Below are 20,133 nucleotides of genomic sequence, written 5' to 3'. Positions count from 1 at the left end.
AGAGCGACCTCGTATCGGCCTCTCGACATCCTGTGATGGAGGGCGGTTTGGATCATACCGACCTGGTCGAGCTTCTGGACTACACGCACGCGCAATTGAGCAAGATACGCCAGGCGGTCGCTGCCAGCGAGCATGCCGGCGCGATGGTCGCCATCGATTGCCTTGTCGGAGCGGCGGCCGAACAGACGAAATGCAAGCTCGCAAGCCTCGAACATGCCGGGCTGCCAATTAGCCGGCACGGCGCGGCGGATGCCTTTGGAGGCAGTGCGGCACGGTCCGGCAAAGTCGGCCCATCGGGCAAGCCGGCCGCGGGCGGCAACCGCTCTTGATCAGGCTTGCCCGATTCAGGCTTTGGCCGATTCAGACTTGGCCGATCTCGCCGATCAGCCTGACATATTCGGCCTCGGCTTCGCCGTAACTGCCATTGGCCAGTTCCAGCAGTCCGGCGCGATCGCGAATGACGATCTCACCACGGCGCGAGCGGATCAACGCGCGGCCTTCGAGCAGCTGGAGCGCGACGGTGACGCCTGGCCGCCTGACACCAAGCATGATGGCCAGGAATTCGTGCGTGATGGCGAGGTGTTCGCCGGGCACCCGGTCGTCGCACATGAGCAGCCAGCGTGCCAGCCGCTCTTCGAGCTTCAGCCGCGCGTTGACGAGCGCGGTGCAGCCGGCCTGGGTCTGGAGCGTATTGACGAAGCGCAGCAGGAACATGCGCAAGGTCGCACTTGCCGCCAGTGCTGCATTGAAAGCGCCGGCTTCGATGCGGATGGCTTCGCCCTCGAGCTGTACAAAACATGCATGCACCGCACGGTCGTCGCCCATCACCAGCGAAGATCCGGTCATGCCTTCGAAGCCGATGAAGCCCACTTCGGCCTCGTGGCCGCTCGTCGTCCTGGCGACCACCGAGCCGATGCCCTGTTCGATGAAGTAGACCGCCTCAATCGGGACATTTGGGGTCACCAGCATCATGCGCAACGGCAGCGCGCAGCGCTGCATATGCGGTTTGAGCAGCGCAAGGTCATCCGCGCTCATCCGCCGCAAAAGCCGATTTCGGTATTGGTGGTTCTGGTTGGGTTCTGGGATTTTATCGGGATTAGTCATGGCGCAGCCCAATGCAGGGCAAGAGCCATTTGATCTCCCAGCCGTCCGCGCCCGTAACAACGTGCGGACGATCGCCCACATATAGGGGCTCCGGATGGAGAAATCTAGGAATTCGGTGCACGGCGCCCCCCAAAGCCGCTCGCATACGAAAAGATCGACCCAAACGTTAGTGTCGGAAACGTACCAAACGTCGCTTGGTACGAAACCGACATATTGTCCGAGAGAGGCGGATCACGGGGAGGGCCGATAAAATCCGTCGGCTAACGACAATGGCGCCATCCCCGGGTCACTGCGAAGCCTTCGAAAGCCAGCCAACGACAGAGTTTGCCCGCGGGAGAATTGTACGATCCGTACAGTGATAACGTCGATATTGACTCTCCTCGCCGCCAATTTAGATTTTCGATTACAGCGTCATGCAAGTGGGGCGCTGCTCGGAGTGGGGATTCTCATGTCGAGCCTTAACAAGCGCCATCCCGGCTTTTATCCTTCCGACCTGCAGCTATGCCAACGCGTCTTCGATCAGGTCTGCTCCGAACGCAAACTGAACCCGATGTCGGTGGAGCCGGACGTGCAGCAGCTGGCAGCCACGGTGTTCTCGCTTTTCGAGAATGGCTGCCGAAATGAAAGTGAGTTGCTCGAGAGTTTCAGGCGGACTCGGCAATGACCAAGGTCAGGGTCACGTCCTCGACGCCCGGGGTTGAAAACGAGCCTTACGACACCGCGGTCTTTGCAAAGAAATACGGCATGTCGAAGAAAGCCGCGGAGGTCGTGCTGTTCGCAAACGGACCGTCCAGAACGGCTTGCGACGCTGCCGCACGCTCCTTCATGGAAGCGGTCGCACGCAGGTCGAAAAAGCAGCCATGAACGCTGCGATGCGGCTGGCGGGCGCGCAATGCTCACAAGCGCTCTTGACGCCTGCAAGTTCGCAAAAGGTATTTCGTTCCAGGAACCCAGGCGACCTCCGTGTTCGAATACAACGTCGAGCACAAGCTCACCTCACGTCGATAGTTTTGCCTGTCGCTTTTCGGGCGCGGGGCTTGCGCTTTGCCGTCCCACTCGAAGCCGGTGTCTCCGACGAAAGCCGTAGTTCTCGAAGCCGCGCCGTCTTTGCCTCACGCGCCTGACGTTCGATGGCGATGATGGACTGAGCCTCGCGGGTGGAACGTTCAATCCGGTCTTTATCCTGAGGCAGTCGGGTCAAGAAAACTCTCCTTCGGTGGATTCCAGAATGCGGGCCGAAAGAAAATGTTCCGACCGGGGAGGCCGGCACCGAATGCACGTGCAGCATGTCGTCAGCGACGGCTGCTGGTCGCGACTTGAGCCAACTGTCTCGGCGGAGGAGCGCTGCCAGCAGTGAGTTAGCGACCAACGCCAACTGTCTGAAAACGTACCCAACGAGGCAGCGTCGTCGCCGGCCGCGCTCTTGCCAAGCTGAAGCGGTCAAGGCCGGCCAACCGGACAGGGACGAAAACGGCCCCTTTCAATTCCTGTTGGCAGGCTTGGAGCGCATGCGCGATACCGTCTCGCGCTCGGCGCGCTTGGAGCGCAACGGCGGCAGGCCGCGGTCGATCAGGTCCATGTCCTCCAGCACCATGTCGCCCATCCGCTTGAAGGCGACGTCGAGCGCGCCGGCGCGGTGGGCGGAGCGCAGGAAGCCGGGCAGAGCACGCACAGGATGGTCCTGCGCCAGCGGTTCTTCGGGGAAGACGTCGCTGGCGGCGACGATGTGGCCGCTCTTCACCGCCGCCATCAGGGCGGAAAAATCGACGACGCCGGCGCGGCTGAGCAGGATGAAGGCGGCGCCTTTTCGCATGCTGGCAAAGGCCTCGGCGCCCAAAAACCCCTGGTTCTCGCTGGTCACCGAGGCGACGACGAAGACGAAGTCGCTGGTCGACAGCACGTCATCGAGCGAGGCCGGCTCGACGCCATTGTCGATGAGGATCGAGGGCGGCAGCCAGGGATCGAAGACTTTGGTTCGGGTGCGGAAGCCCGACAGCAGCCGGTTCAGCGCGCGACCGAGATCGCCGAAGCCGATGATGCCGACATCGGCGCCGGACAAGAGCCGCGCCGTCGAATTGCCGTCGCCGCCCCACAATTCCCTGCCTTGCCGGAAGGCGAGGTCGGCGTCGACGATGTCGCGGGCGAGATTGAGCGCCATGGCAAGGCCAAGCTCGGCCACCGGCTCGGCGAACACCAGGCCGGTGGTGACGACATGGATGCCGCGCGCGAACAGCGTCTCGTAAGGCATGTTGTTGATCAAATTGGTCTCGACGTTGAAGACGCAGCGCAGCGCCGTCATCCGTGCCAGCGTTTCGGGCGATATTGGCGGCTGGCCAACGATGTAGCGGGCCTGTGCCAGCACATCGGCCGGCAGTTTCGCAACGCCGTCGGCGGTGGTCTCGACGATGCGGTATTTCGCCTTGAAGCGAGCCAGTTGCAGCGGCGTGAAGATGAGGTCGAGCGTGCGTGGTTCCGGCGCGCTGATGACCAGCGGCAAATCCTTGTTCGGCATGACGGTTTCCTCCCGGCGCGATCCTGATCGCCCTTTCTCGGGGGCAAATTACCTTGGATTAAACGATTTACAACAAAGAAAAATCGATTTACGCATTCTCCAGCGGACGACAAAAGCTGACGTTCGCACCTCGGGAGGAGGAACAATGGCGCATAGGCAGGATCAGCAGCGGCGTCCGTCGATTCACGACGTGGCAAGCCGTGCCGGCGTGTCGGCCGCCACCGTCTCCAAGGTGATGGCCGGCGTCACCACGGTGAAGCCCGAGAATGCGCAGCGTGTCTTCGACGCCGTCGAGCTGTTGGGCTACCGCGTCGATCCGCTGGCCTCCGACATGCGCAGGGCCAGGCGCCGCATTATCGGCGCCATCATGCCCGAGTTCGAAAGCGAGTTCTTCGGCCAGATGGTCACCCAGCTCGAGAGCCTCGCCGAGCAGCGCGGCTACACGCTGGTGGCGGCATCGAGCCGCGAATCCGAGACGCGCGAAACGGAGATACTGGCCCGCATGCATGACTGGCGGGTGGCCGGCGTGGTGCTGGCGCCGGTGCGCAACGAGCACGGCCCGGCGGCCGCATTCATGAAGGCCAACGGCATGACCGGCGTGCTGATCGACCGCGTGCTGTCCGACGACGCCTTCGACACCGTATCGGCCGACAGTGCTTCCGCGAGCGCCGAGGTGGCGCGCGAACTGATCGGCAAGGGCCACCGCCATATCCTGGTCGTCGGCCTTGGCGAACAGGCGGCGACAGTACGTGCCCGCCTCGATGGTTTTCGCGCCACCGCACGGGCGCTGGCACCGGATGTGCGCATCGACGTTGTGCTTGCCGAAACCGATGTCGAGCCGCTCAGGGCGCAGTTGCGCGACTATTTTGCAAAGGGAGAGCGCCCGACGGCGGTCTATTCGCTGTTCCTCAAGGGCACGCTGGTGGCGCTGTCCGAATTCCGCCGACGTGGCTGGCACTGCCCCAACGACATTTCGCTGGTCGGCTTCGACGATGCCGAATGGATGCAGGTGACATGGCCGGCCATCGCCGCCGTGGTGCAGCCGGTGCGCCAGATCGCCGGCCATGCCATGGAAGCGCTGTTTGCCAGGATTGAAGGCGGGGAGGGACCGCCGATCGCGCGGCTCGAGCCTTGCCGGGTCTTGATGCGGGAATCCGTTGGCTCGCCAATCTTGTCATAGCCAAACCCAACATGAACGAAGTCGTCTGCCGCATCGTCGTCGTCGGCGGCGGCGACACCAGCGCCGCGGCGGTGACCGAACAGAGAGGCTGGAGCCGATGAATATCCTTGGATTGCACACTTTCGCCATTGCCCCTGTCTGGAACCTCGACCTGATCGAGCCGTGGATGGAGCGGTTGAAGGGGCTCGGCGTCGGTCTGCTGGAAATCCCGCTGCTGCGCCCCGAGGAGATCGACACCAGGCGCACGCGCGCCTTCGCCGAACGCTGGGGTGTCGCGCTTATCCCGTCGCTCGGACTGCCGGCTTCACTCGATGTGGTGGCGCGGCCGGACGAGGCGCTGGCTTTCCTCGAACCGGCCTTCAGCGTATGCGAGGCGGTGGGCAGCGAGGCGCTCGGCGGCGTCACCTATGGCACGATCGGCAAGACTTCCGGACGCGCGCCGACGGCCGAGGAAATCGACGGCATGTGCCGCTTCCTCGCGCGCGCCGCCAAGGCAGCCAAGGCGCATGGGCTGAAGCTCGGCATCGAACCGTGCAACCGCTACGAGACGCATCTGATCAATCGCGGCATCGATGCGGCCAAAGTCATCGAGCGCGTCGGCGCGGACAACATCTTCATCCATCTCGACACCTACCACATGCATATCGAGGAGGAGAGTTTTGAGGCCGGCTTCCGCGCCGCCGCACCCTATCTCGGCTACGTCCATGTCTCCGAGGCCAATCGCGGCGTGCCGGGGCGCGGCATGCTCAACTGGGGGGCCTGCATGAAGGCGATATCAGACATCGGCTACACCGGCGCCATCACCCTGGAAAGCATGAACCATGTCGATGTCGACATTGCCGGCGGGTTGGCCGTGTGGCGGCCGGTGGCGGACAATCCGGACGATGTCATTGGCGTCGGCCTGCCGTTCCTGCGCGAGGAGGCGAGGAAGGCGGGGCTGACGCTGGGGTGAGGTCGGCTGCGATCTTCGCCTCGAGGATGATTTGCGCTCAGCGCCACGAGGCCTCGGCATGGCGCCCTCAATACAGGCCTCGCGATCGGCTTTCCACGTGGGGAACGGACTTCGGTCTTGTTCGTTGAAGTGGCAATTCGCCGATCGAACTCGGCGGGTGGGTTCAGCAGAACAAAGGAGAGAGTCATGGCCAGCGAACCCGACCGCGATCCACTGCACCATACCCAGAAGATGCAGGCACGCCTGCAGGACACCATAGATCATCTTCGCGAGGACATCGGCAAGGTGGACGAGCCCCAGTTCAAGGCGATGTTCGAAACTGCGGCAGAAGTCCTCGGCGGCCTGAAAAAGGCCTTCAGTGACTATGAACAAAAGAATGAGGCCGCCTGGCGCTGACTCCTGCTGGATGCTGCCGGGCGTCGCATGTCGTTCAAAAGTGGTCCCGATTTTGGGAGAACGACATGCACGAAATCAAGACCACAAGCGCGTGGCTGAATCCATTCAAACGCGACGCGCTTTAGGTCGGGACGTCATCTAAAGCGTGTCGCGTTTGAACGGATTCAGGCGACCCGCTTTAGCTCATTGTTTTTATGCATGTCGTTCTCCCAAAACCGAGGACACTTTTGGGCGATATGCATTAGCCACGCCTTTCGGGAATCGCCCCGGGCGCCTGTCGCCGTCCCAGATGCCGCATCTTGCGGCTGATGATCATCAGCTGGCGCGCCGTGTTGTTGCGCAGGCGCCGCACGCGCCATTCCAGCCTGGGGTCGGCGGTGATCGACTTGGCATAGTAGCTCACACGCATGCCGTCCGCATCGGTAGCCACCTTGACCGGGTCGTCATAGAAGGCGTTGATCTTGTCAGCCGCCATGCCTGGTGTTTCGAGCCAGCGCGGAATGTGAATCGAGTGGAGCTGATCGACATCGGTCATCACCCGCCCGATGCCGACGCCCGGCGTCGGACACGTCGTGCAGAAAGCGTCGCCGATGAAGACGACCCCGTCGCGGCGATGGCCTTGCGTCGTGTTCAGGCTGATCTGCCTGACCTCGACAGGACTTGCGACTTCGAAGTTGCCACATAGCGCTGATATCTCGGGCATCAGTTCGCAAAGCATCTTCTGCGGATCCTGGCGAAACGCCCTCGTCCACGGTTCGGCCACGGTGCGATAGACGAACATGTTCGCCCGCATCTTGTTGCCGAGAGGAAAGATGCTGATGTAGGCGACACGGTCCGCGGCCCGTCTGCCGTAGCAGGTAGCGGATTGATAGGCGAATTCACGCGGCGAGATGGCGAGGTCAAATCCCATCGACAGCGAATGCGCCTTCGATTGTTCGACACGCTCGACCCCGACGGCGCGCCGCACCGCTTCGCCGTGGCCGGTTGCCACCACGAGCAGGCGGGCATTGATCACGGAGCCGTCGGCTAGCACAAGCCGCTGTCGGTCCGGTCCGGTCGAGACCTCCGTCACCTTGCCGACCGTCAGCGGCACTTGCGGCGGCAAGGCGTCGCGCAGGCCATTGATCAGCGCGCCATAGGAAAATGTGAATTCCGACTTCTTCTCGTGCGCGAACAATTGGCCGAGGCGGAAGACATGGGTGTCGGTTGTCGAGGTGACGAGACGCTTGACAGTCGCATCGAGGCCGAGCTTTTCAAACAGCAGCATCTGATCCATGCCGATCTTCTCGGCGCGGAACTCGTCGTGATGGACGCGGTGCGGATCGATCAGCGCCACCTTGCGCCCGGCTTTTCCCAACACCGTTGCCAAGGTGGTGCCGGCCATTCCCGCGCCGACGATCGCCACGTCGATTTCGGTTTGGCCAGCCTCTGCGATACTCATCTTACTGCCCTTTCTGGTGGTGTCTTCCTGCACCACAATCTGTGGTAGAAAATATCTTCCGGGCCCAAATCAACCTCAAGCAACCGGAACGTGCGTCTGGTAGTAACCAATGTTTAGGTTAATCGCGGACCCGTCGTTTCCAGCGCGGTGCGATTGCCGAGCCGTCGATGAACTCAAAACCGCCTGCCTCGTTGAGTGTGTGAAGTTTGCGCCCATTCCATAGCGCGCCTGGATTTAAGACGGTTTCAACGACTTGCTCCATGCCGATCAAATCGAGGTGAGAAATGCGTGCAATGCCGAGAGCCGCGCCATAGCTCCTGCGGCAGTCCTGCACCGGGCGCAGCAGGTCGTTGCCGCGCTTGACCATGCGGCCCGCCGGCCGCGCCGAGGCGATATCGATCAGCACGGGATTGTTCGGATGCGGCGTCCAGGGGCCGCGAAAATCCGGCGCCGACCACAGATGCAGCGCGTCGGAGAAGGCACCGCCGCCGTCCCGGACAGTGGCGAACATCCACCATGCGCCGCCATGTTCGACCAGGGTGGCGTCGCTTGCGACGACGCCGGACAGAAGCGTCGCCTCCTTGACCCATCCGCCGGGAAAGGCGGTGGCCCGGTAGAGATCGACCGTGCCGTTGGCGCAGCTTTCCGGGACCATCCAGACCTCGCCGTCACGCTCGAAGACGAAGGGGTAGGAGAGATGGTAGGGCAGGTCCAGCACCGGCTCGGGGCGGCCGAGCGGGCCTGCCGGACCGAAGGGTACGGCGGAGATGATGGCCCGGCCGAGCCGGTGGATATAGTCCTCGACGAACAGGGTTAGCTGGCCTTGATACAGGATCGGGAACGGATCGGCGTAGAATCGGCTGCCGTCGTCCGGCAGTCCTTGCCAGCCCGATGCCGGATGCGCGCGCAGGTCGAACAGATCGCGGCCCCCGGTTTGCCGCCAGCCGACCTTCCAGTGCGGCGCGTTGTAGCAAAGATGGTAGATCTTCTGGACGATCCGCCGCGCCAGAGCCTTGCCGGCTCTTACGCCAAGCTTGCCGGCCGAGGGCATTGGCGGCGGGCTACCTGCTTGCGCCGGCTCGGGCAGATCAGGCACGGCCTTGGCAGCCCCCGACATCGCCGCGACGATCAGGCTGGCAGTGCGCGACAGCATGTCCTGGAAGGACGCGAGCGCGATGCCGCCATATTCGGTTCCCAGGCGCCCGGCGGCAATCGCAATGCCGTTTTCCTCGATGCGGGCCAGCGGTGTGCGGCCGGCGAGGATCAAGGCCAGCAAGGCCGCTTCGCCGCTGGCGTCATCATAGGTGACGCGCCAGACCCGCGTGCCTTCGATCCTGACATCGCCGCAGAGGTCGACCACCAGATCGGGTGAAGCGGGTGGCTGCGTCCGGTAGGGAGCGAGCGTCGAAAGCGGCACACGCGTCGCCAGCCCATCATGGGACAGCCCGTGTATCGCCGTTTCGAGTTGAAACAGGGCCGCGGCGCTGCGCGGGATGCCGCCGCCCGCGGGCCTGATATCGACGGACAGCTGCATATCGCCAAGCGTGGCGAGGCGATCCAACAGCGCGATATGGAAGGCACGGACGCAATCGCCGTCCAGGCGCAGGCTTATCCACATGTTGGAGACCCGAAAAGGCAGTGTCCGGCCCTGCCGGCCAGACCTGTCCGGTCAAATTGTAGCCCCATCTGAATCCGTCTCCCTCGCCGCGCCGTCGACACCTCGGTATGTATATTTTTAAGCAAACCGCATGCCAAAATTCACATGACCTCTCAACATAATTAACAATCTTTTAACAGTTGGAGGAATAGCTAGGTTAGCGCCGCAATCTGATCTTGCCGGCTGATGGAATATTGTCGGAGGCAGCCATGCAATCGTCCCTGCCCATGGTTCCTCAGCAACACTCTCCGGATGCGGGATCAGCGAGATCATACGCGGCCTCGACCGTCGAACTGGGCGATCTGAAGCGCATCCTGGTGCGCCGCCGGTTCTGGATCTTCGGCACCGTCGCGCTGTTGACGCTGGTCACCTTGCTCTACGGCCTTTTCACGCCCGCGCTCTACAGCTCGGCGGCGGAAATCCTCATCGATCCGCAGGACCTGCAGGTGGTCACCAACGACGTCAATCCCAGCCGTATCTCACCCGACGGCGGCATCACGCAGGTCGAGAGCCAGGTCAGCGTGGTCCAGTCGACAGGCGTGCTGATGAGGGCGATCACGGCGACAAACCTGACGCAGGATCCGGAATTCAACGGGCAGGGCCTGCTGTCGCGCCTGCTCGGCTCGGGGTCGGCCGAAGGCGACAGGTCGGCGCAGACGCTCGACGCGCTACGCCGACGCCTGGCGGTGAAGCGGGCCGACAAGGTCCTGGTCCTCGACGTCATCGTCACCGCCAAGAGCGCCGACAAGGCCGCCCTTCTGGCCAACGCCATCGCGCAGGCCTATCTGGTCGACCAGGCGAGCGCGCGCGCGCAAATGGCCAAGGACGCTTCCGTAGCCATCACCGCGCGGCTGGACGAACAGCGCAAGCGCGTCCAGCAAGCCGAAAACGCCGTCGAGGCCTACAAGTCGGCCAACAACATGGTAATGGCGGCAGGCAATCTGGTCAGCGACCAGGAACTGACCGAGATCAACACGCAGCTTTCAGCGGCACAGAGCCGCACCGCTGCGCTGAAGGCGCAGGTCGACCAGATGCGCCGGCAGAGCGGTACGGCGGACGCCACCTCGGAAGCGATGCGCTCGGCGGTGATCTCCAGCCTGCGGGCACAAGAGGCGACGCTGGTCGACCAGGTCTCGCAGCTCGGCACGGAACTGGGGCCGCGTCATCCGTCGCTGATCGCAGCCCAGCAGCAGCTGCGCGACACGCGTCAGCTCATCGCGCGCGAACTCGGCCGCATCGCCACCGCCACCGAGACCGACTACGAAAGGGCGCTGGCCAACCAGCAGGCGCTGGAAGCCAAGGTCGCGGGCATGAAGAGCAAGTCGCTCGACACCGACCAGGCCTCCGTGCGGCTGCGCGAACTGCAGCGCGATCTCGAGGCGGTTCGCTCCGTCTACGCGAATTATCTCCAGCGGGCCCAGGAGACGCGCGAGCAGATCAATGTCGACAGCACCAATGCGCGCATCATCTCCAACGCCATGCCGGCCCTGAAGAAGAGCTGGCCGCCTTTGTCGCTGCTGCTTGTCGGCGCGATCTTCGGCGGGCTGGGGCTCGGCACCGGCCTGGCGCTGATCGCCGAATATGCCTCGCCGACGGTGCTTTCCAGCGCCCAGATGCAGTCGGCCATCGAAGCGCCGGTGCTGGGCGTGGTGCCGGCAAGGTCAGGCACTGGCCGCCGCTGGTGGCCGTTCGGCGGGAGTGCGGCCGCCGTGGCCAGCCAGAAGACCGACGCCGTCGTCGGCCTTGCGCTGAGGCGCATGTTCAGTTCGGGCCAGCGACCGCCGGACTGGCCGCTGGTGCCATCCATCCTGGTGACATCGTCGCCGGGCGAGGGCGCGCAGCGCAGCCGGGTGGCGCGGCTGCTGGCCAATACCGCGGCGTCCAGGGGCAGCCGTGTGCTGTTCATCGATGCCAATGGCGGCGGCAGTCAGAAGGAGGCGCAGCCGGGAATCCTCGACGTGCTGCGCGGCGAATACGCGTTTGAAGCCGTCAGCCACTACGCGGCCGGCAGCAATGTCGCCCTGCTGGGTAGAGGCCGCTCAAAGGCGGTCTTCCAGGAAGCGCATGGCATCTACTTCGCGCAGCACATGCTGGCCCAGGCCAGCCGGAGCTTCGAGCTTGTCGTCATCGACGGCGGCGCGCTGGCCGACAATCTCAATGCTTCGCCGCTGGTTGCGATGGTCGACGAGATCGTGCTGGTCGCCACGTTGAACGCCACACCGATGCGCGACGTCACCGCGACGTCGCAAGCCGTCTCCGTCATGGGGCGGCTGCCGACAGGCGCCTTGCTGGTCGACGAGGCGGCCTGACATGGCCGTCCCTTGGGCCACCAGCTGGAGCGCAAGCGCTTCGAACTACGGTGCTGCCGCACCCCGCGCCGGCACGTCGGTCGATGCGCTGACGCGTTTCGGACTGATCACGGCGGTGGCGGTGCTGTTCAGCGTCTCGGGCGGTATGCTGTGGCTGGTGGGCTACAATTACGACGGCCTGTTCGGCAACCCGGCGACCAAGATACATCCGTCCACCTATCTCATCGTGCTCTTGCTTGCCTGGCGCTCCTGCACATCAGGCAACCCAGTCGGCTACCTCGTCCATGTCGCCGACAGGCGGCCGGCCAGCGCGCTGATGGCCGCCATCTCGATCGTGCTTCTGTTCGTCGTAATCGCCAGGCAGCGTCCCGGCATGGCCGGCATGATCGATACGTTCATGGCCGCGGCACTTGTGGTGCTGATGCTCAGCGAGGATGACGAACGGACATTCGCCGGGTTGCAGACCGTCATTCACCTGGTCATGACGGCGAATGCGTTGCTTGCCCTTTTCGAGTTCGCCACCAAGACGCTGATTTTCCCCTATCGCCTCGACGGCGTGGCGTTTACCACCGATCTGCGCTCAAGCGCGCTGCAGGGGCATCCGCTTGCCAATGCCATGGTGACAGCGATCTACGTGCTTGCGCTGCTCTCCGGTGCCAGATCCCTGTCTATGCCTGTGCGGATAGGGTTGATCGGCCTGCAATGCGCGGCACTCGTCGCCTTCGGCGGCCGCACGGCTATGGTGACGACGATCGTGCTCGGAGGCTTCTATCTGCTTTTTCAGGGTATCACTAATTTGCGCCGGGGCCGCGTCAACCTGCTGGGTGCAGCACTGGGCTTCATGCTTGCCGCGCTGTTGCCGGTCGTCGTCGTCGTGGCGGCATATTATGGCTTTTTCGACGCGCTTCTGGAGCGCTTCGTGTCGGACAGCGGCAGCGCCAATGCCCGCGTCGAGATGTTCGAACTCTTCAAGTACCTGGAATGGCGCGATCTGATCGTTGGGCCGGATGTCGACCTGGTCGACAGCCTGCGCCGCATCAACGGTCTCGAACAAGGCATCGAGAACCCGATCATCCGCACGATCGTCTACCAGGGCGCCTTCTTCACCCTTTTGCTGACGTTTGGCTTCGTGCTGTTCTTGTTTGAGGTGGCGCGGCGCTGCCATCCCGGCATCTGGCTGCCGATGTTGGGCTGGATCATCCTGATCAACACCTCGGAAAGCGTCGCGTCGAAGACGACGCTGCTGACCAAATTCGTGGTCCTGGCGCTGGTGCTCTACCGGCCGGCGCGGGCGGCGGTGCAACGAAGGCCGCAGTCGGCGCAAACGTAGCGCTATACGGCAGATGCCGGGATGGCGGGTGCCTATTCCGGCATAATCAGGCCAAGCGCCTCGATCATCGCCGGGTCCAGCGCCCGCGTGGTGTCGTCCATCATGCCCATGCCGTCGAAGAGATCCCAGAACGCCCAGGGGAAGCCGAACGTCTCGGCGCTTTGCCTGACATCGGCGATGTAGCGCGCGCGGTCCGGGTTGGGCGCGGCGACATAGCGGGCGTCGGTTCGCAGGGCGCCGAACTCGCCCATGATGATGCGTTCCGGCGCAAGGCCGTGGCCATCGACCCAGGCGCGAACCTCGGCAAGATATTTGTCGACAAACCAGCGGTCGGGCTTGGCGTCGAAATAGACTTTCAGCACGCGTTCGGTTTCGGCATAGGCGGCCTGCCTGGCGTCTTCAGGGGTTTCGGTATCCTGCGCCATGCGCGCCCTGACCGACGCCAGCGTCTGTTCCAACGAACCGGCGGATGCCGGCCACGGCACGTTGTTGAGCGACCGGTAGACGGGCTCGCGCATCCACGGCGCGCCCTGATGGCTGAACAGATAGGGCTCGTAGAAATGGAAGGTGAACAGGATCGGCTCGAACGGCGACAGCGGCGCCGGATCGAGCGCGGTCAGTCCGCTCACCATCGAGCCGCAGCCGCCGGTGACGACCAGCGGCAAGGTTGCGGCCGACGCCCTTGCCGCGGTCAGAAGTGAAAGCTGGATCTGCGACCAGACGTTCGATTCGCAGGCCTGCGCCGGCTCGTTGACCGGCTCGAGCGCTATCCTGCCGGGCTGGAAGCGCTCCAGCCTGCCGGCAAGCTCGCCGACCAGCCCGCGATAAAGATCGAAGGCGGGTGCGGCGGTGCTGGAGACCATGCGATCGGGGTTCCAGTAATGGGTGGCGCCATTTGCCTGGACGTTGACGATGATGCCAAGACCGGCATCGAGCGTTGTGGTGACGGCGGCGTCCAGCATGTCCAGCAACTGGCCGCGCGTCTTGGCGTCGGCGGCCAGGAAGGGGCCGGGATCGACGGGCAGGCGAATGAAATCGAGCCCGGTCCTGCGCAGCCGACCGAGGTCGTCCGGTGTGGGAACCGGCCGTTGCGACTGGAAGGGCGGCCAGTCATAGTCGGTGCGTGGCGCGGGAAATTCGCGCGTCAGCGAGAACCACGGCCAGGCGTTGACGCCGCGCCGAAACTGCGGCCCAGCGGCGCGGGCGATTGGTGCGATCGAGAGGGGGCCAAGGGCGGCGGCCGCCGTGGACAGCGCGGTCCGCAGCACCCGACGGCGCGACCAGCCTGTCATGCGGTGCCGGCTGATGCGCGACTGATTGCGACCGTCTCGGCGGCGGTCACGCCGAGCAAGCGATAGGCTTCATTTTCATAGGCAAGCAGGACATCTTCCCAGCGGAAGGCCTCGCGGGCGCGCGCCCTGGCGGCAACGCCGCAGGTCCTGACCAGGTCATCGTCGTCCAGCGCCAGCTGCATCCGCTCGGCGCAGCTGTTCTTGTCGGTGAAGTAGATCGCTGCCGCACCGGCGGTCCATCTGTTGTAGGGATTGTCGTGGGCAATCACCATGTTGCCGGCTGCCAGCGCTTCGACCAGTGACGGGTTGGTTCCGCCCACCGTGTGGCCATGCAGATAGGCGCGGGCGTGGAAGCGCAGTGCCTTCACCGTCGCCTGGTCGTAAATGGCGCCTGGCAGGACCACCGAGCCGTTCGCCGCCTTGCGGATGGCGGCATGATACGGAATGTCGTCGGACAGCGTTCCCAGCACCACCAGCTTCATGTCGCGCTTGGTGGAGCAAAAGGCTTCGACGATCGGTAGGATGTTGTTGTCGGGTTCGATGCGCGCGATCGAGATCAGATAGCGCCCGGGCTCGAGGCCGAGCGCCCGGACCGACGCTTCCGGTGCCGATGTCACCGGATCGGCGCCATAGGCGATGGTGGCGATGGCGCTGCGCGGCCGGCGTGTCGCCAGATGATCTGCGATAGCGGGATGATCGGCCACCAGCCGATGCGAGGCCCAGGCGCCGATCCATTCGTTGAGCCAGAACCAGGTGCGCGCCGCCATCCCCCATTTGGGGCGCCGCCATTCGATGCCGTCCATATTGGTGAAGATCTTGCGCCGCTTCAGCCTGAGCCAGGTCAGGAAGACCGCGCCGTTGTAGCCGAGCACGAGACAGACGCCCTGCCGCCTGGCGGCGTCGCGGACGCATTGCCAGTCGAATTCCAGTGTCGCGCGCGGCCCTTTGGAGGCAACCTGGATGTGAATGAGTTCTATGCCGCGCCAGGTTTCGCTACGCACCCGCTGGTCGATCCGCTCGACCTCATCCTGGCAATAGACGGCGACCTTCCAGCCTCGCCCGACAAGAAACAGCGCCAGTCTTTCGGCAAAGGTTTCAAAGCCGCCATGGGCTGCGGGTATGCCGCGGGTCCCCAGGATCAGAATGGCGGGCGTCTCTGGTTTCATGGCTGGCGGCACTTTCAGGTGTCTATATATTAGCGATTACTGAATTTTTAGGAAACAGATGGCAACTTCCATGCCATCTTCCTGTTTCAGCATTCTTGGGGAGCGATCATCGCGCGGGGTTGTAAAAAAACGGTGTTGAACCCGGTGGTTGTTTCATTCTCGGTCAACCCTTCTGTGCGTAGCTGTATCGAAACGAAGCAGTGCCAAGGTCGTGCGGCGGGTAGTCGGCCTACTGAATCCGGCATGACTCTTGCGGCAAGGCCTCTGCACATTATCGCCCGGCGCGATGGTTGTAGCACCCGGCGGGATACAAAGATGCGGATTGCCTGCGTTCATCAGGGTTATGAACTCTATGGTTCCGACCGCAGCTTCGCGGAGAGCGTTGCTGCGTTGCGCGTCGCGTTTCCGTCGGCCGACATCGAGGTGGTTCTGCCGCGCGGCGGGCCGATCGTGCAGATCCTGGAAGCGCATGCCAGCCGGATCGTCTTCGAACCGCTCTGGGTGCTGAGGCGCCAGGCCATTGCGCGTCTTGCGACGGTCGAGATGGCGCGATTGCCGGTTGCCGTGTTCAGGGCGTGGCGGCGCCTCAGGGATTGCGACCTGGTTTACGTCAACACCTCGATCGTGGCCGACTATGCGCTGGCCGCGCGTCTTCTTCCCCACAAGGCCGTCCTGCATATCCACGAAATCCCCGAAGGCGCCATGCGCAGGATACTCGTCGGCCTGATGCACTGGAGCCATGCGGATCTGATCTTCAACTCGCGCGCGACGCGCGCCGCTTTCGGCGATCCCAAGGCCGCGCGCACGCATGTCATCTACAACGGCGTTGCCGGGCCGGCGGCGGTCGAATCGACCACCTATGACGGCAAGCGCCCGTTGCGGGTGCTGCTGCTCGGCCGCATCAACAGGATCAAGGGGCAGGAGGTGCTGCTGGAGGCGATCACCTCGATGCCGGCAGAGCTGCAGGCGAGGATCGAGGTGCGGCTGGTCGGCGGCGCCTTCGAAAGCACCGAGCGCGAGCATGCGCTGGCCGAACTGGTCGAGACCATGGGCCTCACCGGGCGCGTCAGCGTCCTGCCTTTCATACCCGACCCTTTGGAGCACTACCGCTGGGCCGACATCGTCACCGTGCCGTCGCGGCGTCCGGAATCGCTTGGGCGCGTCGCCATCGAGGCGATGGCCTATGGCCGGCCGCCGCTGGTGTCGGCGATCGGCGGGCTGGTGGAGGTGGTCAGCGACGGCGAGACCGGCTGGCATGTTCCGCCCGGCGACGCAGCAGCTCTTGGCGCGAAATTGCAGGAGATCATCCTGTGGCCGCAGGCCTGGCGCGGTTTTGTCGCTGCCGGGCGCGCGCGCTACGAGGCAATCTTCTCCGAGCCGGTCGCGGCCGCCGCGATCGCGGCGATCGCCGCCGACAAGCTGAAGACGACCATGGCGCGGCCAGGCAGGGCGGGGGCTGCCCGCCAAGCGGAGACACGGTCGTGAAGCTTGCGTTCCCGAGCCATCTGGTTCGACGCCTCGTGCTGATGATCGGCGGCGAGGCGATGCAGAGCGGCTTTCACTTTGCCCTTAATATCATGCTGTTGCACATGCTGTCGGCGCAGGGCTACGGCCTCTTCGCCATCGGCATGGTGATGGGCGGCGTCGGCCTGTCCTATATCAGGTCGCTCACCGCCGTTCCCGCCAGCATCTGGATGAGCAAAAGCGCCAACAGGGCCGGCGTCGATGCCCATGACGTGGCATTCGGAACGGCGGCGCTGATCGTGGCGTTGCTGATGGCCGTCGGCACGGCTGTTCTGATGGATGTCCTTGGCGATCCAAGCGGAATTGCCGCCGGGTGCTTCGTCGGTGCCTGGTCGTTGCGCAGCCATATGCGCACGGCTTTCTTCGCACGTCGCCTGCAGGTGGTCGTTTCCATCAGCGACGGCGCTTTTACAATCGCCGGCATTGTCCTGACCGGGCTGACGATCTGGAAGGTCCAGGACCCGCTGCAGACCGTGTTCTACGCGCTTGCCGCGGCAAATGTGTTTGGCATTTTCGTCCTGGTCCGACTGGCTCGGCGCACAATTCGCATCAGCTTCCGCATGCCGACGCGGCGACGCTACACCAGGCTCTGGCACCAGCTGCGCTGGTCGGCATTCAGCGCGACTACCACCAACATCCAGGGGCAATGTTTGGCGTTGCTGGTCGCGGGCATTGCCGGGCCTGCCGCCTACGCACCGCTGGCGGCGGTCCTGGTGTTGTTTGCCCCGCTGCGCATCATCAGTCTTGCTTTCGTAAACATGACGCAGCCAGACCTCGCCAGGCTGATGCGGAACAACGAAACAGTGCGTGTCTGGGCGCAGGCGAAGATCTGGGCGCTCGTCATGGGGCTCGGCGGCCTGGTTTATGGATGCGCCATCATGTTCGTTCTGCCGACGATTAAATCCCAGGCCCTCCAGGACGCCTCGGTCGGGTTCATCGGGCTTTTCGTGATCGCGAATTTTGTGCCGATCATGCTCTATATCATGCCCCGCATCGTGCTTGAGATACTCGGCGATTTCCGGATCGTCGCATTCACCACGCTGGGCGGCGCGGTTGTCGGGCTGGTACTGATCGCGATCCTGCTGGCGATTGCGTCTCCGCCGTGGGCGCTGGTGGGTTCCGCCGTGTCCGAGATCTTCGTGCTCGCGGCATCATGGTATTTCGCGCATCACCGCATATGGAATCTCGAGCATCCGGATGAGGCACGCGACAGCCGGTTGGGTTCGTGGCGGCGGGCGGTCACGTTCGCGACGGCAAAACGATAGGAGAAGATGAAGATATGGCAGGCCAGGCAGTGCAAAGTGCTGCGGCGACCGGCTTGCCCGAAGGGCAGGCCCTCGATCCCGTAACCGTCGCCGCGAACGATGCCTACACGGCGCGATTGCACACCAGCCTGGAAGCGGCCAGGCCGCTCTGGCTGCGCTACCAGGCGGAGGGCGTGTGCACCGCCCACCAGCAATATGCGTGGGCCGAAGGAATCGTCGCGCGACTGCTGCCGAAAGGTGCGGAAGTGCTCATCGTGGAGGTGAACGACGCCACGACGGGCGCGCCCCGGATGTTGGTGCCGCTGATGCGGCGACCGGCTCCCGGCCATCGGGTGATCGAATGGCTGAGTTGTGGCGTTTGTGACTATTCGGCACCGCTGCTGGCCGATGCGAGCCCGTGGACGAGGCAATCCGCACAGGCCGCGTGGGCGGCGGTGCGTTCCGTGCTGCCGCCGGCGGACCGCATCCACATCACGGGAATTCCGCAAGGGATCAGCGGCGTCGCCAACCCGCTGGCCTTGCTCGCGGCCACGCGCGATTCCCTTCATACCAGCTTCGGCCTCGCCATCGACGGCGACCCTGAAACCGTCCTCAAGCGCCTATGCAGGCCCTCGTTCGTCAAGGCCTTCAACAAGGACTGGCGCCGGATCGAACGGCTCGGCAGCGTGGAACTGGTCGAGGCCAACACTCCGGCTCTGGTGGAGCTCATCTTCGGCAGCCTAGTCCGGATGCGGCTCAGCCGCTTTCGCGAATTGGGCCGTTTCGACCTGCTGACGCAGAGGACGGCTGTCGACTTCTACCGAAACGCCGCCCTCGAGGGTCTGTCGGATGGATCGGTGCGGCTCTTCGGGCTGCGCGTTGGTGAAGCTCTGATCGCCGTCCAATACCTGCTGACCCATGAAGTTACTGTTCATGCTCTGCTGATATCAATCGACCAGGGCGCGGTGCCCAACGTTTCACCGGGGCTTCTGATCATGGGCAAGTTGATGAGCTGGGCGCGCGAGAAGGGTTTCGACTATTTCGACCTGTCGGTAGGCAACCAGAGCTACAAGGAGCATATGGGCGCCACGGGTTCGACCCTGCGCGAGCTTTGCCACGGGACTACGGTGCGGGGCAATGCCGTGACCACCGCCCTCGAGCTCCGCAACCGGACCGAGGTGCTCGTGCGATCCAAACCTCGGCTGCTCAAGACGATCCAGGGACTGATGCGGGGTTTGCGGCGCTTGCGTGGGGGACCGGAATGACAGGACAAGCACGTGGCAAGCCGGGCAATGCAAGTTGTTGCGATGACGGACGATGGGCCGGTTTCGCCGATTGCCGCCAGCGCCGGCGCCGGCGCGCGCTATACGGCGCGGCTGCACACCAGCTTTGAGACCGTCAAGCCGCTCTGGCTGCAACACCAGGCGGACGGCGTCTGCACCGCCCATCAGCACTATGCGTGGGTCGAAGGCATCGCCGCGCGGCTGATGCCCAAGAGCGCGGAACTGCTCGTCGTCGAGGTGAGCGACACTGCGACGAGCGCGCCGGTCATGCTGCTGCCGCTGATGCGGCGCCGGGCCAGCGGCCACCACGTGATCGAATGGCTGAGCTGTGGCGTGTGCGACTATTCGGCGCCGCTGCTGGCGGATGCGAGGCCCTGGACCAGGCAGGGCGCCGACGCCGTCTGGGCGGCGGTTCGCGCCGTGCTGCCGCCGGCCGATCGCATCCACGTCGTGGGAATACCACGGCAGATCCAGGGGGTGGCCAATCCGCTGGCCTTGCTTTCGGCGGCGCGCGACTCCATCCAGATCACCTCCGGCCTCGTCCTGCATGGTGAAGCGGAGACGCTCATCAAACGCATTTGCAGGCCGTCCTTCGCCAAGACGTTCCACAAGCAGTGCCGCGCCTTCGAACGGCGGGGGGGGGGGCGGGGGGGGGGGGGGCGCCCCCCCCCCCCCGCCGCCGGGGGGGGTGGGGGCGCGGGGGGGCGGGGGGGGGGGCGGCGGGGGGGGGGGGGGGGGGGGGG

At 64.3% G+C, this 20,133-nt stretch carries 18 protein-coding genes; 12 read left to right on the top strand and 6 right to left on the bottom strand.

The window, feature by feature from the left end; genetic code table 11:
* Positions 1-47 precede the first annotated feature (47 nt).
* Positions 48-329, top strand: a complete 282-nt coding sequence (locus NKJ06_RS17145; RefSeq protein WP_352628777.1) for a hypothetical protein — start codon at positions 48-50, stop codon at positions 327-329.
* 31 nt (positions 330-360) lie between these two features.
* Here NKJ06_RS17145 and NKJ06_RS17140 read toward each other — a convergent pair whose 3' ends face one another.
* Positions 361-1,104, bottom strand: a complete 744-nt coding sequence (locus tag NKJ06_RS17140) for a Crp/Fnr family transcriptional regulator (RefSeq protein ID WP_502905629.1) — start codon at positions 1,102-1,104, stop codon at positions 361-363.
* A 370-nt stretch (positions 1,105-1,474) separates the two neighbouring features.
* On the opposite strand from NKJ06_RS17140, the gene NKJ06_RS17135 reads away from it, so the two are divergent.
* Together NKJ06_RS17135 and NKJ06_RS17130 are read left to right on the top strand one after the other, a co-directional pair.
* Positions 1,475-1,768 (top strand): hypothetical protein, encoded by a 294-nt coding sequence (locus NKJ06_RS17135; protein WP_352628773.1) that lies wholly within the window; start codon positions 1,475-1,477, stop codon positions 1,766-1,768.
* Positions 1,765-1,968: a hypothetical protein gene (locus NKJ06_RS17130; protein WP_352628771.1), complete on the top strand. Its 204-nt coding sequence runs from the start codon at positions 1,765-1,767 to the stop codon at positions 1,966-1,968. Before NKJ06_RS17135 ends, NKJ06_RS17130 begins: the two co-directional genes overlap by 4 nt.
* A 616-nt stretch (positions 1,969-2,584) precedes the next feature.
* On the opposite strand, the gene NKJ06_RS17125 is transcribed toward NKJ06_RS17130, so the two are convergent.
* A complete protein-coding gene (locus NKJ06_RS17125) occupies positions 2,585-3,616 on the bottom strand; it encodes a hydroxyacid dehydrogenase (protein WP_352628769.1) in 1,032 nt (343 codons plus the stop codon).
* A gap of 145 nt (positions 3,617-3,761) precedes the next feature.
* Here NKJ06_RS17125 and NKJ06_RS17120 point away from each other — a divergent pair, with 145 nt between their 5' ends.
* From NKJ06_RS17120 to NKJ06_RS17110, 3 genes are all read left to right on the top strand, one after another.
* Positions 3,762-4,796 carry a LacI family DNA-binding transcriptional regulator gene (locus NKJ06_RS17120; RefSeq protein ID WP_352628767.1) on the top strand — a complete coding sequence of 345 codons (1,035 nt, stop codon included), beginning with the start codon at positions 3,762-3,764 and terminating at the stop codon, positions 4,794-4,796.
* Between the two features lie 97 nt (positions 4,797-4,893).
* Positions 4,894-5,748 carry a sugar phosphate isomerase/epimerase family protein gene (locus tag NKJ06_RS17115; RefSeq protein WP_352628766.1) on the top strand — a complete coding sequence of 285 codons (855 nt, stop codon included), beginning with the start codon at positions 4,894-4,896 and terminating at the stop codon, positions 5,746-5,748.
* A 186-nt stretch (positions 5,749-5,934) separates the two neighbouring features.
* Positions 5,935-6,144 (top strand): hypothetical protein, encoded by a 210-nt coding sequence (locus NKJ06_RS17110; RefSeq protein WP_352628765.1) that lies wholly within the window; start codon positions 5,935-5,937, stop codon positions 6,142-6,144.
* Between the two features lie 241 nt (positions 6,145-6,385).
* Here NKJ06_RS17110 and NKJ06_RS17105 read toward each other — a convergent pair whose 3' ends face one another.
* Both NKJ06_RS17105 and NKJ06_RS17100 read right to left on the bottom strand, forming a co-directional pair.
* Complete coding sequence (locus NKJ06_RS17105) at positions 6,386-7,585, bottom strand: FAD-dependent oxidoreductase (RefSeq protein ID WP_352628764.1); 1,200 nt, start codon at positions 7,583-7,585, stop codon at positions 6,386-6,388.
* Between the two features lie 118 nt (positions 7,586-7,703).
* On the bottom strand, positions 7,704-9,203 hold the full coding sequence (locus tag NKJ06_RS17100) for a glucosamine inositolphosphorylceramide transferase family protein (protein ID WP_352628763.1): 1,500 nt from the start codon (positions 9,201-9,203) through the stop codon (positions 7,704-7,706).
* 248 nt (positions 9,204-9,451) lie between these two features.
* Here NKJ06_RS17100 and NKJ06_RS17095 point away from each other — a divergent pair, with 248 nt between their 5' ends.
* Together NKJ06_RS17095 and NKJ06_RS17090 are read left to right on the top strand one after the other, a co-directional pair.
* Positions 9,452-11,551, top strand: a complete 2,100-nt coding sequence (locus tag NKJ06_RS17095) for a GumC family protein (RefSeq protein ID WP_352628761.1) — start codon at positions 9,452-9,454, stop codon at positions 11,549-11,551.
* 1 nt (position 11,552) lies between these two features.
* Positions 11,553-12,881: a VpsF family polysaccharide biosynthesis protein gene (locus tag NKJ06_RS17090; RefSeq protein ID WP_352810284.1), complete on the top strand. Its 1,329-nt coding sequence runs from the start codon at positions 11,553-11,555 to the stop codon at positions 12,879-12,881.
* A gap of 32 nt (positions 12,882-12,913) precedes the next feature.
* On the opposite strand, the gene NKJ06_RS17085 is transcribed toward NKJ06_RS17090, so the two are convergent.
* Both NKJ06_RS17085 and NKJ06_RS17080 read right to left on the bottom strand, forming a co-directional pair.
* Positions 12,914-14,173 (bottom strand): glycoside hydrolase family 5 protein, encoded by a 1,260-nt coding sequence (locus NKJ06_RS17085; protein ID WP_352628757.1) that lies wholly within the window; start codon positions 14,171-14,173, stop codon positions 12,914-12,916.
* Positions 14,170-15,339: a glycosyltransferase gene (locus tag NKJ06_RS17080; RefSeq protein WP_352628755.1), complete on the bottom strand. Its 1,170-nt coding sequence runs from the start codon at positions 15,337-15,339 to the stop codon at positions 14,170-14,172. The genes NKJ06_RS17085 and NKJ06_RS17080 overlap by 4 nt, the downstream gene beginning before the upstream one ends.
* Before the next feature lie 315 nt (positions 15,340-15,654).
* Here NKJ06_RS17080 and NKJ06_RS17075 point away from each other — a divergent pair, with 315 nt between their 5' ends.
* The 4 genes from NKJ06_RS17075 to NKJ06_RS17060 form a co-directional block, all read left to right on the top strand.
* Positions 15,655-16,824 (top strand): glycosyltransferase, encoded by a 1,170-nt coding sequence (locus tag NKJ06_RS17075; RefSeq protein WP_352628753.1) that lies wholly within the window; start codon positions 15,655-15,657, stop codon positions 16,822-16,824.
* Complete coding sequence (locus NKJ06_RS17070; RefSeq protein WP_352628751.1) at positions 16,821-18,128, top strand: lipopolysaccharide biosynthesis protein; 1,308 nt, start codon at positions 16,821-16,823, stop codon at positions 18,126-18,128. The genes NKJ06_RS17075 and NKJ06_RS17070 overlap by 4 nt, the downstream gene beginning before the upstream one ends.
* Before the next feature lie 14 nt (positions 18,129-18,142).
* Complete coding sequence (locus NKJ06_RS17065) at positions 18,143-19,372, top strand: GNAT family N-acetyltransferase (RefSeq protein ID WP_352628749.1); 1,230 nt, start codon at positions 18,143-18,145, stop codon at positions 19,370-19,372.
* Positions 19,373-19,414: 42 nt separating this feature from the next.
* A partial coding sequence (locus NKJ06_RS17060; RefSeq protein WP_502905628.1) for a GNAT family N-acetyltransferase occupies positions 19,415-20,133 on the top strand: 719 nt, incomplete at its 3' end.

The organism is Mesorhizobium sp. M0293, from assembly GCF_040321735.1.
GTDB lineage: Bacteria > Pseudomonadota > Alphaproteobacteria > Rhizobiales > Rhizobiaceae > Mesorhizobium.
Note: the sequence above shows the minus strand (reverse complement) of the source record. Positions and strands in the feature narration are given on the sequence as shown.

Bases quoted from the DNA above. Each gene is read 5' to 3' on its own strand.
- NKJ06_RS17075 (WP_352628753.1), top strand. From the start codon at position 15,655: ATGCGGATTGCCTGCGTTCATCAGGGTTATGAACTCTATGGTTCCGAC.
- NKJ06_RS17105 (WP_352628764.1), bottom strand. From the start codon at position 7,585: ATGAGTATCGCAGAGGCTGGCCAAACCGAAATCGACGTGGCGATCGTC.
- NKJ06_RS17115 (WP_352628766.1), top strand. From the start codon at position 4,894: ATGAATATCCTTGGATTGCACACTTTCGCCATTGCCCCTGTCTGGAAC.
- NKJ06_RS17065 (WP_352628749.1), top strand. From the start codon at position 18,143: ATGGCAGGCCAGGCAGTGCAAAGTGCTGCGGCGACCGGCTTGCCCGAA.
- NKJ06_RS17120 (WP_352628767.1), top strand. From the start codon at position 3,762: ATGGCGCATAGGCAGGATCAGCAGCGGCGTCCGTCGATTCACGACGTG.
- NKJ06_RS17140 (WP_502905629.1), bottom strand. From the start codon at position 1,104: ATGACTAATCCCGATAAAATCCCAGAACCCAACCAGAACCACCAATAC.
- NKJ06_RS17100 (WP_352628763.1), bottom strand. From the start codon at position 9,203: ATGTGGATAAGCCTGCGCCTGGACGGCGATTGCGTCCGTGCCTTCCAT.
- NKJ06_RS17095 (WP_352628761.1), top strand. From the start codon at position 9,452: ATGCAATCGTCCCTGCCCATGGTTCCTCAGCAACACTCTCCGGATGCG.
- NKJ06_RS17125 (WP_352628769.1), bottom strand. From the start codon at position 3,616: ATGCCGAACAAGGATTTGCCGCTGGTCATCAGCGCGCCGGAACCACGC.
- NKJ06_RS17080 (WP_352628755.1), bottom strand. From the start codon at position 15,339: ATGAAACCAGAGACGCCCGCCATTCTGATCCTGGGGACCCGCGGCATA.
- NKJ06_RS17090 (WP_352810284.1), top strand. From the start codon at position 11,553: ATGGCCGTCCCTTGGGCCACCAGCTGGAGCGCAAGCGCTTCGAACTAC.
- NKJ06_RS17110 (WP_352628765.1), top strand. From the start codon at position 5,935: ATGGCCAGCGAACCCGACCGCGATCCACTGCACCATACCCAGAAGATG.
- NKJ06_RS17085 (WP_352628757.1), bottom strand. From the start codon at position 14,173: ATGACAGGCTGGTCGCGCCGTCGGGTGCTGCGGACCGCGCTGTCCACG.
- NKJ06_RS17130 (WP_352628771.1), top strand. From the start codon at position 1,765: ATGACCAAGGTCAGGGTCACGTCCTCGACGCCCGGGGTTGAAAACGAG.